Annotated in this window: 15 protein-coding genes; 12 read left to right on the top strand and 3 right to left on the bottom strand. The window is 58.5% G+C overall.

What is annotated here, in order from left to right; translation table 11 throughout:
• Positions 1–4: 4 nt before the first annotated feature.
• Together ftsB and ispD are read left to right on the top strand one after the other, a co-directional pair.
• On the top strand, positions 5–283 hold the full coding sequence (gene ftsB / locus AB7M26_RS29525) for a cell division protein FtsB (RefSeq protein WP_007907178.1): 279 nt from the start codon (positions 5–7) through the stop codon (positions 281–283).
• Positions 280–987, top strand: coding sequence for a 2-C-methyl-D-erythritol 4-phosphate cytidylyltransferase (gene ispD, locus AB7M26_RS29520; protein WP_123501174.1), 708 nt, complete (start codon positions 280–282; stop codon positions 985–987). Before ftsB ends, ispD begins: the two co-directional genes overlap by 4 nt.
• Positions 988–1,064: 77 nt before the next feature.
• Here the strand turns inward: ispD and AB7M26_RS29515 are convergent, their stop codons facing one another.
• Complete coding sequence (locus tag AB7M26_RS29515) at positions 1,065–1,961, bottom strand: LysR substrate-binding domain-containing protein (RefSeq protein ID WP_030127975.1); 897 nt, start codon at positions 1,959–1,961, stop codon at positions 1,065–1,067.
• A gap of 106 nt (positions 1,962–2,067) precedes the next feature.
• Here AB7M26_RS29515 and AB7M26_RS29510 point away from each other — a divergent pair, with 106 nt between their 5' ends.
• The 8 genes from AB7M26_RS29510 (at position 2,068) to rpoS (ending at position 9,213) form a co-directional block, all read left to right on the top strand.
• Positions 2,068–3,180, top strand: a complete 1,113-nt coding sequence (locus AB7M26_RS29510; protein ID WP_018927002.1) for an S-(hydroxymethyl)glutathione dehydrogenase/class III alcohol dehydrogenase — start codon at positions 2,068–2,070, stop codon at positions 3,178–3,180.
• 8 nt (positions 3,181–3,188) lie between these two features.
• Positions 3,189–4,034, top strand: coding sequence for an S-formylglutathione hydrolase (gene fghA, locus AB7M26_RS29505; RefSeq protein WP_123501176.1), 846 nt, complete (start codon positions 3,189–3,191; stop codon positions 4,032–4,034).
• 53 nt (positions 4,035–4,087) lie between these two features.
• Positions 4,088–4,561: a 2-C-methyl-D-erythritol 2,4-cyclodiphosphate synthase gene (gene ispF, locus AB7M26_RS29500; protein WP_025110868.1), complete on the top strand. Its 474-nt coding sequence runs from the start codon at positions 4,088–4,090 to the stop codon at positions 4,559–4,561.
• The gene (gene truD, locus AB7M26_RS29495) at positions 4,558–5,616 is read left to right on the top strand and encodes a tRNA pseudouridine(13) synthase TruD (RefSeq protein WP_123501178.1); all 1,059 of its coding nucleotides are present in this window, start codon (positions 4,558–4,560) and stop codon (positions 5,614–5,616) included. The genes ispF and truD overlap by 4 nt, the downstream gene beginning before the upstream one ends.
• Entirely contained in the window at positions 5,604–6,353 is a 750-nt protein-coding gene (gene surE, locus AB7M26_RS29490) for a 5'/3'-nucleotidase SurE (RefSeq protein ID WP_123501180.1), read from the top strand. The genes truD and surE overlap by 13 nt, the downstream gene beginning before the upstream one ends.
• A 41-nt stretch (positions 6,354–6,394) precedes the next feature.
• Positions 6,395–7,030, top strand: a complete 636-nt coding sequence (locus AB7M26_RS29485) for a protein-L-isoaspartate(D-aspartate) O-methyltransferase (protein ID WP_173667553.1) — start codon at positions 6,395–6,397, stop codon at positions 7,028–7,030.
• Positions 7,031–7,241: 211 nt separating this feature from the next.
• Positions 7,242–8,099 carry a peptidoglycan DD-metalloendopeptidase family protein gene (locus tag AB7M26_RS29480; RefSeq protein WP_123501182.1) on the top strand — a complete coding sequence of 286 codons (858 nt, stop codon included), beginning with the start codon at positions 7,242–7,244 and terminating at the stop codon, positions 8,097–8,099.
• Between the two features lie 106 nt (positions 8,100–8,205).
• Entirely contained in the window at positions 8,206–9,213 is a 1,008-nt protein-coding gene (gene rpoS / locus AB7M26_RS29475) for an RNA polymerase sigma factor RpoS (RefSeq protein ID WP_008072688.1), read from the top strand.
• Positions 9,214–9,794: 581 nt separating this feature from the next.
• Here the strand turns inward: rpoS and fdxA are convergent.
• Together fdxA and mutS are read right to left on the bottom strand one after the other, a co-directional pair.
• The gene (gene fdxA / locus AB7M26_RS29470) at positions 9,795–10,118 is read right to left on the bottom strand and encodes a ferredoxin FdxA (RefSeq protein ID WP_003222178.1); all 324 of its coding nucleotides are present in this window, start codon (positions 10,116–10,118) and stop codon (positions 9,795–9,797) included.
• A gap of 142 nt (positions 10,119–10,260) precedes the next feature.
• Positions 10,261–12,840 carry a DNA mismatch repair protein MutS gene (gene mutS, locus AB7M26_RS29465; RefSeq protein ID WP_123501184.1) on the bottom strand — a complete coding sequence of 860 codons (2,580 nt, stop codon included), beginning with the start codon at positions 12,838–12,840 and terminating at the stop codon, positions 10,261–10,263.
• Positions 12,841–13,040: 200 nt separating this feature from the next.
• Between mutS and AB7M26_RS29460 the strand changes: the two genes are divergently transcribed.
• Positions 13,041–13,775 (top strand): XRE family transcriptional regulator, encoded by a 735-nt coding sequence (locus AB7M26_RS29460; RefSeq protein WP_123501210.1) that lies wholly within the window; start codon positions 13,041–13,043, stop codon positions 13,773–13,775.
• A gap of 523 nt (positions 13,776–14,298) precedes the next feature.
• Positions 14,299–14,646, top strand: coding sequence for a phage holin family protein (locus AB7M26_RS29455; protein WP_123501186.1), 348 nt, complete (start codon positions 14,299–14,301; stop codon positions 14,644–14,646).
• The last annotated feature ends 120 nt before the right edge of the window (positions 14,647–14,766 follow it).

Here is a 14,766-nt window from a genome sequence, read left to right as displayed (position 1 = left end):
TTCGATGCGCAGTCCCAATTGGTTGTTTCTCGTCTTGCTTTTGCTGCTGGCCGGCCTGCAGTACCGCCTGTGGGTGGGTAATGGCAGTCTGGCGCAAGTGGCCGAGCTGAAGCAGCAGATTGCGGATCAACACGCCGAGAACGAGGCGTTGCTGGAGCGCAATCGGGTGATGGACGCCGAAGTCAGCGAATTGAAAAAGGGCATGGAGACCGTTGAAGAACGGGCTCGTCATGAGTTGGGCATGGTCAAGGACGGTGAAACCCTTTACCAGTTGGCCCAATGATTAATTCGCTACCGGCCTTCTGGGCCGTGATTCCTGCCGCGGGCGTCGGTGCCCGTATGGCCGCGGACCGTCCCAAGCAATACTTGCAACTGGGCGGGCGCACTATTCTCGAACACAGCCTCGGCTGTTTCCTCGATCATCCTGCCCTGAAGGGGTTGGTGGTCAGTCTTGCAGTCGACGATCCTTACTGGCCGAACCTGGCCTGTGCTGCCGATCCGCGTATTCAGCGGGTCGAAGGTGGCGCCGAGCGCTCCGGGTCGGTGCTCAATGCCTTGCTGCATCTGCATGCCCAAGGCGCTAACGATGAGGATTGGGTGTTGGTGCACGATGCTGCACGACCGAATCTGGCGCGTGATGATCTCGATAAATTGCTCAGTGAACTGGCTGATGATCCGGTTGGCGGTCTATTGGCGGTGCCTGCGCGCGATACCCTCAAGCGGGTCGACAAGCACGGGCGTGTGCTGGAGACGGTGGATCGCAGCGTGATCTGGCAGGCCTATACGCCGCAAATGTTTCGCCTTGGCGCGTTGCATCGGGCATTGGCCGATAGTCTGGTGGCCGACGTTGTCATCACCGATGAAGCTTCGGCCATGGAATGGACGGGTTTGGCGCCGCGCCTGATTGAAGGGCGATCCGATAACATCAAAGTCACTCGCCCTGAAGACCTTGAATGGTTGCGCCAGCGTTGGGCTAACCGCCGCTGAACGATCGCAGCCTGCGGCAGCTCCTTGGGTGTACACATAACCTTGTAGGAGCTGCCGCAGGCTGCGATCTTTTGATCTTAAGTTCGATACTCCGGCCGTTCGGCCAACCCCTCCTTCAAGTAATCCACCAACTTGCGCACTTTCGGCGACAGATGCCGTTGCTGTGGGTAAAGCGCCCAAACCGCTGTGTTCGGCGGCTGATGGGCTTCCAGCAGCGAAATCAATTCGCCGTTTTTCAGGTATTCCAGCACGTAGTAATCCGGTAACTGACATAACCCAACCCCTTGTAATGCGGCATCCAGCACTGCCTGCCCACTGTTGCAGCGCCAGTTTCCCTGTACTCGCTGGGAAAATTCCCGCCCGTTCTGTTCCAGTTGCCAGATGTCCGAGCTACCGATGAGGCAGTTATGGCGACTCAATTCCGACAAGCTGTGTGGGCGACCATACCGTTCCAGGTAGGACGGAGAGGCGCACAGGTACATGCGCCGTGGTGCCAGGCGCGTCGCGACCAACCTGGAATCCTGCAAGCGGCCGAGGCGGATGGCCAGGTCCAGCCCTTCATGCACCAGATCGAGCGGGCGGTTGCTCAGCTCGATGTCGACGCGCAGTTGTGGATACAGCCCCATGAAGCGAGTCACCAGCGGCACGATGAATCGTTCGCCGTAGGCCACGGCACAGGTCATGCGCAGCATGCCCTTGGGTTCGCTGGTCAGGTCGCCGACAGCGCGCAAGGCTTCTTCGCGACCGTCCTGCAAACGCTGGCAATGTTGCAAAAAGGTTTGCCCGGCCTCGGTCAAGGTGACCCGGCGGGTGCTGCGATAGAGCAAACGGGTTTGCAGGCGCTCTTCCAGCCGTACGATTTGGCGGCTGATGTGGGAGGAAGACACTCCAAGGCGTTCAGCGGCGGCGGTGAATTGGCTGCATTCAGCAACGGCAACGAATTCATCGATGCCTTCCCAGCGGTTTTCGGACATCAGGATTATCCCTGTACAGCAATAATGTTTTGCTTTTGTCCTGATTATTCATCCTCGGGCGCTGTATTACACTCCCTGTCTCGTTTTTATTCACTGGAGAGCCAGCATGATCAAGTCGCGCGCCGCCGTTGCCTTCGAGGCCAAGAAACCCCTCGAGATCGTTGAAGTCGATGTCGCCATGCCCAAGGCTGGGGAAGTTCTGCTGCGCGTCGTCGCCTCCGGTGTTTGCCATACCGATGCCTACACCCTCTCGGGCGCGGACCCGGAAGGTATCTTCCCGTCGATCCTGGGTCATGAAGGTGGCGCGGTGGTCGAAGCGATTGGCGAAGGCGTGACTTCGGTTGCCGTCGGCGACCATGTGATCCCGCTGTACACCCCGGAATGCGGCAAGTGCAAATTCTGTCTGTCGGGCAAAACCAACCTCTGCCAGGCGATTCGTGCGACCCAGGGTAAAGGTCTGATGCCGGATGGCACTTCGCGTTTTTCCTACAAGGGCGAAACGATTTTCCACTACATGGGCACCTCGACCTTCTCCGAGTACACCGTGCTGCCGGAAATCTCCGTCGCCAAAATTCCTAAAGAAGCACCCTTGGAAAAAGTCTGCCTGCTGGGTTGTGGCGTCACCACTGGCATTGGTGCGGTAATCAATACTGCCAAGGTCAAACCGGGTGACACCGTCGCGATCTTCGGTCTGGGCGGCATCGGTCTGTCGGCTGTGATTGGCGCGGTCAAAGCGAAGGCTGGGCGGATCATCGCCATCGACATCAACCCGGCCAAGTTCGAGATCGCCAGGCAATTGGGCGCTACCGATTGTGTAAACCCGAAAGACTTCGATCGTCCGATTCAGGAAGTGATCGTCGACATGACTGATGGCGGCGTCGACTTTTCCTTCGAATGCATCGGCAACGTCCAGTTGATGCGTGCTGCACTTGAGTGCTGCCACAAGGGTTGGGGTGAGTCGGTGATCATCGGCGTGGCCGGTGCCGGTCAGGAAATCTCCACCCGTCCATTCCAGTTGGTGACCGGTCGCGTCTGGCGCGGTTCGGCATTCGGTGGTGTGCGTGGGCGTACCGAGTTGCCGAGCTATGTCGAAATGGCCCAGACCGGCGAGATCCCGCTGGATACCTTCATCACCCACACCATGGGCCTGGAAGATATCAACAAGGCGTTTGACCTGATGCATGAAGGCAAAAGCATCCGTAGCGTCATCCATTTCTGAGGTCGGTCATGAGCCTGGAAAATATCTCCTGTCAGAAAAGCTTCGGCGGCTGGCACAAGCGCTACCGGCACCGCTCCGACGTGCTCGGTTGCGACATGGTGTTTGCCGTGTACCTGCCGCCACAAGCGGAGCAGGGCGGTAAACTGCCGGTGCTGTACTGGTTGTCCGGCCTGACCTGCACCGACGAGAACTTCATGCAAAAGGCCGGCGCCATGCGCATGGCCGCCGAGCTGGGGCTGATCATCGTCGCACCGGACACCAGCCCTCGCGGTCCTGATGTGCCGGGTGATCCGGATGGCGCCTGGGACTTCGGTCTCGGTGCCGGGTTTTATCTGAATGCCACGCAGGAACCGTGGTCCCGGCACTATCGGATGCATGACTATGTCGTGCAGGAATTGCCGGCATTGGTCGAAGCGCATTTCCCGACATCGGACAAGCGTGGCATCAGCGGTCACTCCATGGGCGGCCACGGCGCGTTGGTCTGTGCGTTGCGCAATCCGGGGCGCTATCTGTCGGTGTCGGCGTTCTCGCCGATCAACAATCCGATGGATTGCCCTTGGGGCCAGAAAGCCTTTTCCCGTTACTTGGGAGAGGATCGTTCGAAGTGGCGCGAATGGGATGCCTGTGCATTGATTGCCGAGGCGGACGAGAAGCTGCCACTGCTGGTCGATCAAGGTGATCGCGATGATTTCCTGGCCACTCAGCTCAAGCCTGAAGCCTTGCAACAGGCCGCCAAACTGGCAGGTCACCCGCTGACGTTGCGTCTGCAACCGGGCTACGACCACAGTTATTTCTTCATCGCCAGCTTCATTGATGACCACCTGCAACATCATGCGCGCGCGCTAAGCGCCTAATGTCCGACAAAGCAGGTAGAATCACGCCCTGACAACAATCGGGGCGTTTTTTTATGCGTATTGGCCACGGCTATGATGTGCACCGTTTCGCTGAAGGCGATTTCATCACTCTGGGCGGCGTGCGGATTGCACACGGCTTCGGGCTGCTCGCTCACTCCGACGGTGACGTCCTGCTGCACGCCTTGAGCGACGCGTTGCTCGGCGCTGCCGCGCTGGGTGATATCGGCAAGCATTTTCCGGACACCGACCCGCAATTCAAGGGCGCCGACAGCCGTGTGCTGTTGCGTCACGTTGTCGCGCTGATCCACGCCAAGGGCTGGAAAATCGGCAACGTCGATAACACCATCGTCGCCCAAGCCCCGAAAATGGCCCCCCATATCGAATCGATGCGCGCGCTGATTGCCGCGGATCTTCAAGTTGAGTTGGATCAAGTGAACGTGAAAGCTACCACCACCGAAAAGCTTGGCTTTGTCGGTCGCGAAGAGGGTATTGCCGTGCACTCCGTCGCCTTGTTGCTGCGCGCATGAACGAGGCGCAATTGCTTGGCCCCCGGGCCTATGGTGAATCCCTGGGCAGCGCGGTGCTGAAAGCCACGGCGGAAGATTTCCAGGTCGACGAAGTCCTCGATATTCCCCTGAGCGGCGACGGCGAACACCTGTGGATCTGGGTGGAAAAGCGCGGCCTGAATACCGAAGAAGCGGCGCGGCGCATCGCTAAGGCGGCGGGTGTGCCGTTGCGCACCGTCAGCTATGCCGGCCTCAAGGACCGTCAGGCGCTGACGCGCCAGTGGTTCAGCGTGCAACTGCCGGGCAAGGCTGATCCTGATTTGTCGGCGGCGGAAAACGACACGTTGAAAATCCTCAAGACCGGTCGGCATAAACGCAAACTGCAACGCGGTGCCCACTCGGCCAACGGCTTCACCTTGCGCTTGACCCAGTTCGCCGGTGACAAGGCGGCGATCGAAGAGCGTCTGCAACTGATCGCCAAGCAAGGTATTCCCAATTATTTCGGCGCCCAGCGTTTCGGCTTTGACGGCGGTAACGTGGTCGATGCTCGTGCCTGGGCGGCGCGCAAGGCCCTGCCGGAGCAGCGCAACGTCCGTTCGCGTTTGCTCTCCACCGCCCGTAGTTTTCTGTTCAATCAAGTGTTGGCGGCGCGCGTCGCCGATGGCACCTGGCAGCGCGCGCAGGTGGGCGATCTGCTGGCGTTCACCGACAGCCGCAGTTTCTTCCCGGCCGGTGAAGCCGAATGCAGCGACCCGCGCCTGGCGATTCTCGACCTGCACCCGACCGGCCCGCAGTGGGGCGAAGGTGACTCGCCGACGTCAGGCGCAGTCCATGAACTGGAGCAGGCAATCGCCGCGCGCGAAGCGGATCTGCGCGATTGGTTGATTAACGCCGGAATGAGCCACGAACGTCGCATCCTGCGGCTGCCCATTGGCGGGTTGACGTGGCATTATCCCGAGCCTGACATTCTGCAACTGGAATTCGTCCTGCCGGCCGGATGCTTCGCCACCGTATTGGTGCGTGAACTCGTCGATCTGGTGCCGGTGGGGCAGACGGACAGCCCATGCGTATTCTGATTTCTAACGACGATGGGGTAACCGCACCCGGTCTCGCCGCGCTTTATGCTGCGCTGGCGGATTACACCGAATGCGTGGTTATCGCCCCGGACCAGGACAAAAGCGGCGCCAGCAGCTCGCTGACGCTCGACCGTCCGTTGCACCCGCAAACCCTGGCCAACGGCTTTATCAGCCTTAATGGCACACCCACCGACTGCGTGCACCTGGGCCTTAACGGCTTGCTGGAGCTTGAGCCGGACATGGTGGTTTCCGGCATCAACCTGGGGGCCAACCTGGGGGATGACGTGCTGTATTCCGGCACTGTGGCGGCGGCCCTCGAAGGGCGCTTCCTTGGGCGTCCTTCGTTTGCCTTTTCGTTCGTCTCACGGCAAGTAGAGAACCTTCCCACAGCCGCTTACTTTGCGCGCAAACTGGTAGAGGCTCACGCGGACCTTGATCTGCCACCGCGCACGGTACTGAACGTGAACATTCCCAACTTGCCGCTGGAGCACATCCGCGGTATCCAGCTGACCCGCCTCGGCCATCGCGCCCGCGCTGCGGCACCGATGAAAGTGGTCGACCCGCGGGGTAAATCCGGTTACTGGATAGCCGCGGCGGGGGACGCTGAAGATGGCGGCCCGGGTACCGATTTCCATGCGGTGATGCAAGGCTATGTTTCAATCACGCCACTGCAACTGGATCGCACCTTTAATGATGCCTTCAGAAGTCTCGATGGCTGGCTGGAGGGTCTGCGTTAATGGCTCGTGAACAAGATCATATTCTGCATCGCGGTATCGGGATGACCTCGCAACGGACCCGTGAGCGTCTGATTCAGCGCCTCTATGAAGAGGGAATCTCCAACGCCAAGGTACTGGAAGTCATCCGCCGCACCCCGCGTCACCTGTTCGTCGATGAGGCGTTGTCTCATCGAGCCTATGAAGATACGGCGCTGCCGATCGGGCATAACCAGACCATCTCCCAGCCTTATATGGTGGCGCGCATGAGCGAGCTGCTGCTGGAAGCCGGTCCGTTGGACAAGGTGATGGAAATCGGCACCGGTTCGGGTTACCAGACGGCCGTGCTGTCGCAATTGGTCGAGCGGGTTTTTTCCGTGGAGCGAATCAAGGTTCTGCAGGACCGGGCCAAGGAGCGCCTGGTGGAACTGAACCTGCGCAACGTGGTATTTCGCTGGGGCGATGGTTGGGAAGGCTGGCCGGCATTGGCGCCTTACAACGGCATCATCGTCACCGCCGTGGCCACCGATGTGCCTCAGGCACTGCTCGATCAGTTGGCACCGGGTGGGCGACTGGTGATTCCGGTCGGCTCCGGTGAAGTTCAACAATTGATGTTGATCATTCGTGAGGAACAGGGCTTTTCCAGACGTGTTCTGGGGGCGGTGCGCTTTGTCCCATTGCTCAATGGGCCGTTGGCCTGAGCATTTGTTTCAGCGCGCTGAATTCTCTTCGATTGCCCGGGTCTTACAGCGGCAACGATTGGTTAAACGCAATTCATCTTCAGGCAGCAAACGTGTGCGCGAAGCGAATCCGCTTCATTAAAGTTAAAGCCTGTTCGGCCCGTTATACTTGCGACATTTCGTGCCGGAGCACGGCAATCCATATTTTCAGCCACCACAAAGGGAGCGGCGGGTGAGTCTCACAGTCATTGCGCAGCGAATGGGTATAACGAGCTTTCAGCGTCTGGTGACTGGCCTTGTCTTGAGTACCTTGCTGGTCGGATGTTCCAGCACCAAATCAGGTAGTGCGAGCGTCGTCGATCGCAACAACGCGGTCGCCCAGCGTCCGGCCGTGACCACCGGCCAATATGTTGTCCGACCCAAGGACACTTTGTTCTCCATCGCTTTTCGCTACGGTTGGGACTACAAAGCCCTCGCAGCACGGAACAACATTCCTACGCCTTACACGATCCATCCGGGTCAGACAATTCGCTTCGACGGTCGCAGCGGTTCAACGCCGACGGCGGTAGTGAGTTCGTCCAGTTCCTCGCCTTCGTCGTCGAGTAAAACCACCGTAATTCGGCGCCAGGCAAATGGCGCTACGACCACTACAACAGTGCTTGCACCGTCCGTCGCCAACAAGCCGGCACCCGTTCCACTGCCTCCTGCCGGTCCGGCCCCGACGGGCTGGGGGTGGCCTTCTAGTGGCATTCTGATTGGTAAATTCTCTTCAAACGGTAGTTTGAATAAAGGAATTGATATCGCCGGAGATTTGGGACAGCCTGTTTTAGCTGCGTCTGATGGGACGGTGGTATACGCCGGGAGTGGCTTAAGGGGCTACGGCGAATTAGTCATCATCAAACACAGCGATACCTACGTCAGTGCCTACGGACATAACCGCAGGCTGTTGGTTCGGGAGGGGCAGCAGGTCAAAGTCGGACAGACAATTGCCGAAATGGGGTCAACGGGTACAGACCGGGTGAAACTGCATTTTGAGATTCGCCGACAAGGTAAACCTGTAGATCCGCTGCAATTCCTGCCACGTCGTTGATTTGTTAGCCAGCCTGTTCCGTCACGTAGAGGGAACAGGCTCCAGCGTTGCCAGGGATCAAGGCGCCGCTTGAGCTTGAGGTCGAACTCACCAAAGGACTATAACAATGGCTCTCAGTAAAGAAGTGCCGGAGTTTGACATCGACGATGAGGTTCTCCTGATGGAGACCGGCATCGCCACGGATTCGATGTCGAATGATGAAGGGGATGCACCACCTTCCGTTCGTGCCAAATCCAAACACTCCGCTTCGCTTAAGCAACACAAGTACATCGATTACACACGGGCACTCGATGCCACTCAGCTGTACCTCAACGAAATCGGCTTTTCCCCATTGCTCTCCCCGGAGGAAGAAGTTCATTTTGCGCGCTTGTCGCAAAGTGGCGATCCGGCCGGGCGCAAGCGCATGATTGAAAGCAACCTGCGGCTGGTGGTGAAAATCGCCCGTCGTTACGTCAATCGTGGGCTGTCGCTGCTGGACCTGATCGAAGAGGGCAACCTCGGCCTGATCCGGGCAGTAGAAAAGTTCGATCCTGAACGCGGTTTCCGCTTTTCGACCTACGCCACCTGGTGGATTCGTCAGACCATCGAGCGCGCGATCATGAATCAGACCCGGACCATCCGGTTGCCGATCCATGTGGTCAAAGAGCTCAATGTGTACTTGCGGGCTGCACGGGAGCTGACTCAAAAGCTCGATCATGAACCCTCACCCGAAGAAATCGCCAACCTGCTGGAGAAACCGGTAGGCGAGGTCAAGCGCATGCTAGGCCTGAACGAGCGCGTTTCTTCGGTCGACGTCTCGCTGGGTCCGGATTCGGATAAAACCCTGCTGGACACCCTTACCGATGACCGCCCGACCGATCCGTGCGAACTGTTGCAGGACGACGACCTGTCACAGAGCATCGATCAGTGGCTCTCGGAGCTGACCGACAAGCAACGCGAGGTGGTCATTCGCCGCTTCGGCTTGCGAGGTCACGAGAGCAGCACGCTTGAAGACGTAGGCCTGGAAATCGGCTTGACCCGGGAGCGGGTCAGGCAAATTCAGGTTGAAGGCCTCAAGCGTCTTCGGGAGATTCTCGAGAAAAACGGCCTGTCGAGTGAGTCGCTGTTCCAATAAGCAATTCGCTCAACCGGTAACGAATAGCCCCGACTGGTTTGGGGCTTTTTGTTGTCCGGAATTTAAGAATTGCGTTGTTCTTTTGCACCACCTCAGGTTTGTAGTCTCGTGTTGTAAGTCTTTGCTTACTCTTTCGTAAGTGTTCGTTATTTTTACACCCTGGCAGTTGTCTATTTAACTTGCGGTATTCGTTTATATTATTGATTTATATGATTATTTTTTTAGATTAACAGCGTGTGACAGATGATTTCAGCGACAGAGGCCGATTGCTCTTAGTGGGGAATCCTCTAGTATCTGAACTGTGTCGACGGATAGACACGCCCTTCAAGGAAGAGGGGAACGGACATCGCAGGAAGCGATTCATCAGGACGATGAAAAGGAACACAAGGAATAGGGAAAAAATGTGGGCGGGTCATACCGCCCCTTTTTTTTGTCTGCAGAAAAGCAAAACATCAAGATCAAAAGATCGCAGCCTTCGGCAGCTCCTACACAAACCACGTGCACCCGAGATTTCTGCGATCTTTTGATCTTTGGAAAAGCAAAAAGGCCCACAAGGGGCCTTTTTGGAAACGCGGGGGTAATCAGCGTTCGAGGTCTTTGATCTTGCCTTTGACGCCATCCCACTCTTCGGCATCGGGCAACGATTCTTTCTTCTCGGTTATGTTGGGCCAGATTTCCGCCAGCTCAACGTTCAGCTGAATGAACTCCTGCATATCTTCCGGAACTTCATCTTCGGAGAAGATGGCCACGGCAGGGCATTCTGGTTCGCACAGTGCGCAGTCGATGCACTCATCCGGGTGAATCACCAGGAAGTTCGGGCCTTCGTAAAAGCAGTCCACCGGACAGACTTCTACGCAGTCGGTGTACTTGCACTTGATGCAGTTGTCGGTGACGACGAAGGTCATTTCTAATTTTCTCCTCAGGCGGCGGCAGCGGAGCCCCTTCACGTTGGGGTCGCCAGGTTTGGGAGCGATAGTCTGCAGGTCAGGCTATTGGCCTGCAGCATCCCAAACCGCGCGAGATTCTAACAGCTTGCAGGCAAGTGCGTTAGATCCGTGTCTTTAGTGTATAGAGCATTTCGAGCGCACGACGCGGTGACATGTCGTCCAGATCAAGTTTGGCCAGTTCATCCAGCACCGGATGCGGCAGGCTGGCGAACATGTCGCTCTGCTGCGGCGTGACCGGTTTGCCTTTGGCAGGCTTCGGAACTTCATGAGGCAGCGCTGTGGATTCCAGTCGGCTCAGATGCTCGCGAGCCCGCACGATCACTTCGCTCGGTACACCGGCCAACTGCGCAACCGCCAAGCCATAGCTCTGGCTGGCAGGCCCAGGCAGCACATGGTGCAGGAACACGATGCGTTCGTTGTGTTCGGTGGCATTGAGGTGCACGTTGGCCACCAGAGGCTGGGCTTCCGGCAGCACTGTCAGCTCGAAATAGTGGGTGGCGAACAGGGTGTAGGCCCGCAGGTGCGCGAGACGCTCAGCCGCCGCCCAGGCCAGGGACAGACCGTCGAAGGTGCTGGTGCCGCGACCGACTTCGTCCATCAGCACCAGGCTGCGTTCGGTGGCGTTGTGCAAAATGTTCGCGGTTTCGCTCATTTCAACCATGAAGGTCGAACGCCCGCCCGCCAAGTCATCGCTGGAGCCGATTCGGGTGAAGATTCGGTCTACCAAGGACAATTCGCAACTGGCCGCCGGCACGAAACTGCCGATATGCGCCAGTAGCACGATCAATGCGGTCTGACGCATGTAGGTGGATTTACCGCCCATGTTCGGACCGGTGATCACCAGCATGCGGGTATTGTCGTCAAGGCTCAGGTCATTGGCCACGAACGGCGTGGTGAGTACTTGCTCGACCACCGGGTGACGACCCTGGGTGATGCGCATGCACGGCTCGCTGACGAAGCGTGGGCAGTTCAGGTCCAGGTTCAATGCACGCTCGGCGAGGTTGCTAAGCACGTCCAGTTCGGCCAGTGCGGCGGCCGTGTCTTGCAAGGGCGGCAACTGGGCGATCAGGTCTTCGAGCAGTGCTTCGTAGAGCATCTTTTCGCGAGCCAGGGCGCGGCTCTTGGCGGACAGCGCCTTGTCTTCGAACGCCTTCAGTTCCGGCGTGATGAAGCGCTCGGCACCTTTGAGGGTCTGCCGGCGAATATAGTCCGCAGGCGCCGATTCGGCCTGCTTGCTCGGCAACTCGATGAAGTATCCATGAATCCGGTTGTAGCCGACCTTCAAGTGCGACAGGCCGGTGCGGGCCTTTTCACGCGCTTCGAGATCGATCAGGAACTGCCCGGCGTTTTCGCTGAGCGATTGCAGTTCGTCGAGTTCGCTGTCGTAACCGGTTTTCAACACGCCGCCGTCACGGATGACGGCGGGCGGGTTGTCGATAATGGCTTTTTCCAGCAATGCCGCCAGTTCCGGATAGGTGCTGGTGGTCGTCGCCAATTGAATGATGTGCGGGGCTTCAAGCTCGGCCATCGCCACTTGCAACTCTGGCAGTGCACCGAGGGCGTCGCGAAGGCGCGCCAAGTCACGAGGACGGGCATTGCGCAGGCCGATCCGCGCCAGAATCCGCTCGATGTCACCGATTTCCTTGAGCTGCGGTTGCAGCTTTTCGAAACGGTAACCGTCGAGCAGGCAGGTGATCGAGCTCTGACGCGCCAGCAATACGGTCAAATCCCGCAGCGGACGGTTCAGCCAGCGAGTCAGCAAGCGGCTGCCCATGGCGGTCTGGCAGCGGTCGACCACCGATTGCAAGGTGTTGTCGCGACCGCCGGCCAGGTTGGTGTCCAGTTCCAGGTTGCGACGGCTCGCGCCGTCCAGCACCACGGTGTCATCCAGGCGTTCATGGCGCAGGCTGCGCAAATGCGGCAGGGCGGTGCGCTGGGTTTCCTTGGCGTAGCTGAGCAGGCAACCGGCGGCGCCGATCGCCAGGGACAGGTTCTCGCAGCCGAAACCTTTCAGGTCCTGGGTGGAAAACTGCTGGCAAAGACTTTTCAGCGCCGAGTCACGTTCAAAATCCCACGGCGCACGGCGACGAACCCCACGACGTTTTTCCGCCGGCAGGTCTTTCGGCCAGTCGTCCGGGATCATCAGCTCTACCGGGTTGACCCGCTCCAGTTCCGCCAACAGGTTTTCCCAGCCCTTGATCTCCAGCACAGTGAAGTTGCCGCTGGTGATGTCCAGCACCGCCAGCCCGAACAGACGCTCGTCACCCAGCACCGCCGCGATCAGGTTGTCCCTGCGCTCATCCAGCAGCGCTTCATCGCTGACTGTGCCAGGGGTGATGATCCGCACCACCTGACGATCCACCGGGCCTTTGCTGGTGGCCGGGTCGCCGACCTGCTCACAAATCACCACCGACTCGCCGAGCTTCACCAGTTTCGCCAGGTAACCTTCCGCGGCGTGGTAAGGAATCCCACACATCGGAATCGCCTGCCCCGCCGATTGCCCACGAGCCGTCAGGGTGATGTCCAGCAACTTGGCGGCCTTCTTCGCGTCTTCATAGAAGATCTCGTAGAAGTCGCCCATGCGGTAGAACATCAGCTGATCAGGGTGCTGGTTCTTCAGGCGCCAGTACTGCTGCATCATCGGGGTGTGGGAGGACAGATCGGAGAGGGCTTTATTCATCGGAAATTCAGGAAAACTCGTTGAAAGGTGTAGGGCAAAGGAGGGGCATCGGCCCGGCTTTTCCGCGATGGGCGCAAGGTTAACATGGGCGGTCCGACCTACGCAGGCATGAAAGCGCCAAGGCACATTTCTGCTGTCTATGCACGATATATGCAAATCAGCATTTGTCTTCCGAAAAAAGATCAAGCACTATGCACGTTATGCAAAAACGCAATGTTTCTACCGTCTTAAGAGCACTGCTCGATCAGCACGGGATCTCCCCCACGGAGCTTCACCGTCGCACCGGCGTGCCTCAATCCACTCTCTCGCGGATCCTCAGCGGGAAGATCGTCGACCCTTCGGATAAACATATTTCGAAGATTGCCGAATACTTCGCCGTGAGCACCGACCAGTTGCGTGGCCGTGCGGATGTCGCGCACGCCGCCAGCGCGGGGCGCGATGAGTCGCATTCGGAACTCAAGGACATAAGCCTGTGGGACGACGATACGCCAGTCGACGACGACGAGGTGTCGGTCCCCTTTCTTCGCGAGGTTGAATTGGCTGCTGGATCAGGAAGATTCGTCATCGAAGAGAGCGAGCGCTCTAGCCTGCGCTTCGGCAAGCGCAGCCTGCGCCATAACGGCGTGCAGTTCGATCAGGCCAAATGCGTGACCGTGCGCGGCAACAGCATGTTGCCGGTGCTGCGCGATGGCGCCACGGTCGGGGTGAATGCCGGTAAATGCGGGATTGGTGACATCGTCGACGGTGACCTCTACGCCATCAACCACAATGGCCAGTTGCGGGTGAAACAGCTTTATCGCCTGCCGACAGGGATTCGCCTGCGCAGCTTCAACCGCGATGAGCATCCGGACGAGGACTACGGCTTCCAGGAAATCCAGGAAGAGCAGATCGTCATCCTCGGTCACGTCTTCTGGTGGGGCATGTACGCCCGTTAATCTCACCGCTGTCAGATAAAACCCGCTGCCCGGCGGGTTTTTTTTCGCCTATCGAAAAACCGCCAACGCCTTTGCTTGCGGGGCTTCCATGCGCCTGTGCATTTCTAATGCATAAATAAATGCATTTATGCATTGACTGTATATGCATCCATGCATATTCTTTGTCTCAAGCCGCCCAACAAGGCGGCTCGAAACGAAGCTCTTTAGTTCCATCACAAAGGCAGCGATGAACCGGCCTCAACGGTTCAGAGGGTTGGCAACTGACCCGGGTGTGCAGCGTAAAGCACCACAAGCAGTTATCCGGCGGGCAGGGACCGCGGTCGGAAAAACAATTTGAATGGACTCGTACCGCGCCAGTAGCGCCGAAAGGTCAGCTTCCTTTTTTGAACACAGGATTAAAGGAAGGCGAAGGACCGCATTACTGAAAAGCCTGGCCATGCCGGGCTTTTTGGAATGCCTACCTCAAGAGACATCGCTTGATCCCAACACACATCACTCATCAATCACCCCCAGGAGGCGTGACATGACAAACGAGCAACAAGCGTTGCTGGACATGCCGATCTGGCTGGTCATCGTTCTCGCCCTGGTGGGCGGGGTGTCCGGCGAAATGTGGCGCGCTGACAAGGAGGGCGCCCGTGGCTGGTCGCTGCTGCGGCGCCTGGCGCTGCGCTCCGGGGCCTGCATGATCTGCGGGGTCTCGGCCATCATGCTGCTGTACGCCGCCGGCGTGTCGATCTGGGCTGCAGGGGCGTTTGGCTGCCTGACGGCGATGGCCGGGGCGGACGTGGCCATCGGGCTTTATGAACGCTGGGCCGCCAGGCGGATTGGCGTTTGCGAAGTGCCACCGCGCGATACGCCTCAGGATCATTGAGACCCCAACCTGAAGGAGCGTCATCCACAGTGCAAACCGCACTGACCCGCAAGGACGCGGGTTTCCCACGGCCAGTACCGTTCACTCAAACCCGCCGCGACGGGTTTTTTTATTGCCCGG

Source organism: Pseudomonas sp. F-14 TE3482, from assembly GCF_053629455.1.
Note: the sequence above shows the minus strand (reverse complement) of the source record. Positions and strands in the feature narration are given on the sequence as shown.

Excerpts from the sequence above, each read along its gene's own strand:
- AB7M26_RS29485 (WP_173667553.1), top strand. The coding sequence starts at position 6,395 with ATGACCTCGCAACGGACCCGTGAGCGTCTGATTCAGCGCCTCTATGAA.
- truD (WP_123501178.1), top strand. The coding sequence starts at position 4,558 with ATGAACGAGGCGCAATTGCTTGGCCCCCGGGCCTATGGTGAATCCCTG.
- fghA (WP_123501176.1), top strand. The coding sequence starts at position 3,189 with ATGAGCCTGGAAAATATCTCCTGTCAGAAAAGCTTCGGCGGCTGGCAC.
- surE (WP_123501180.1), top strand. The coding sequence starts at position 5,604 with ATGCGTATTCTGATTTCTAACGACGATGGGGTAACCGCACCCGGTCTC.
- AB7M26_RS29460 (WP_123501210.1), top strand. The coding sequence starts at position 13,041 with ATGCAAAAACGCAATGTTTCTACCGTCTTAAGAGCACTGCTCGATCAG.
- AB7M26_RS29510 (WP_018927002.1), top strand. The coding sequence starts at position 2,068 with ATGATCAAGTCGCGCGCCGCCGTTGCCTTCGAGGCCAAGAAACCCCTC.
- AB7M26_RS29515 (WP_030127975.1), bottom strand. The coding sequence starts at position 1,961 with ATGTCCGAAAACCGCTGGGAAGGCATCGATGAATTCGTTGCCGTTGCT.
- ispD (WP_123501174.1), top strand. The coding sequence starts at position 280 with ATGATTAATTCGCTACCGGCCTTCTGGGCCGTGATTCCTGCCGCGGGC.
- AB7M26_RS29455 (WP_123501186.1), top strand. The coding sequence starts at position 14,299 with ATGACAAACGAGCAACAAGCGTTGCTGGACATGCCGATCTGGCTGGTC.
- mutS (WP_123501184.1), bottom strand. The coding sequence starts at position 12,840 with ATGAATAAAGCCCTCTCCGATCTGTCCTCCCACACCCCGATGATGCAG.
- ispF (WP_025110868.1), top strand. The coding sequence starts at position 4,088 with ATGCGTATTGGCCACGGCTATGATGTGCACCGTTTCGCTGAAGGCGAT.
- ftsB (WP_007907178.1), top strand. The coding sequence starts at position 5 with ATGCGCAGTCCCAATTGGTTGTTTCTCGTCTTGCTTTTGCTGCTGGCC.
- rpoS (WP_008072688.1), top strand. The coding sequence starts at position 8,206 with ATGGCTCTCAGTAAAGAAGTGCCGGAGTTTGACATCGACGATGAGGTT.
- fdxA (WP_003222178.1), bottom strand. The coding sequence starts at position 10,118 with ATGACCTTCGTCGTCACCGACAACTGCATCAAGTGCAAGTACACCGAC.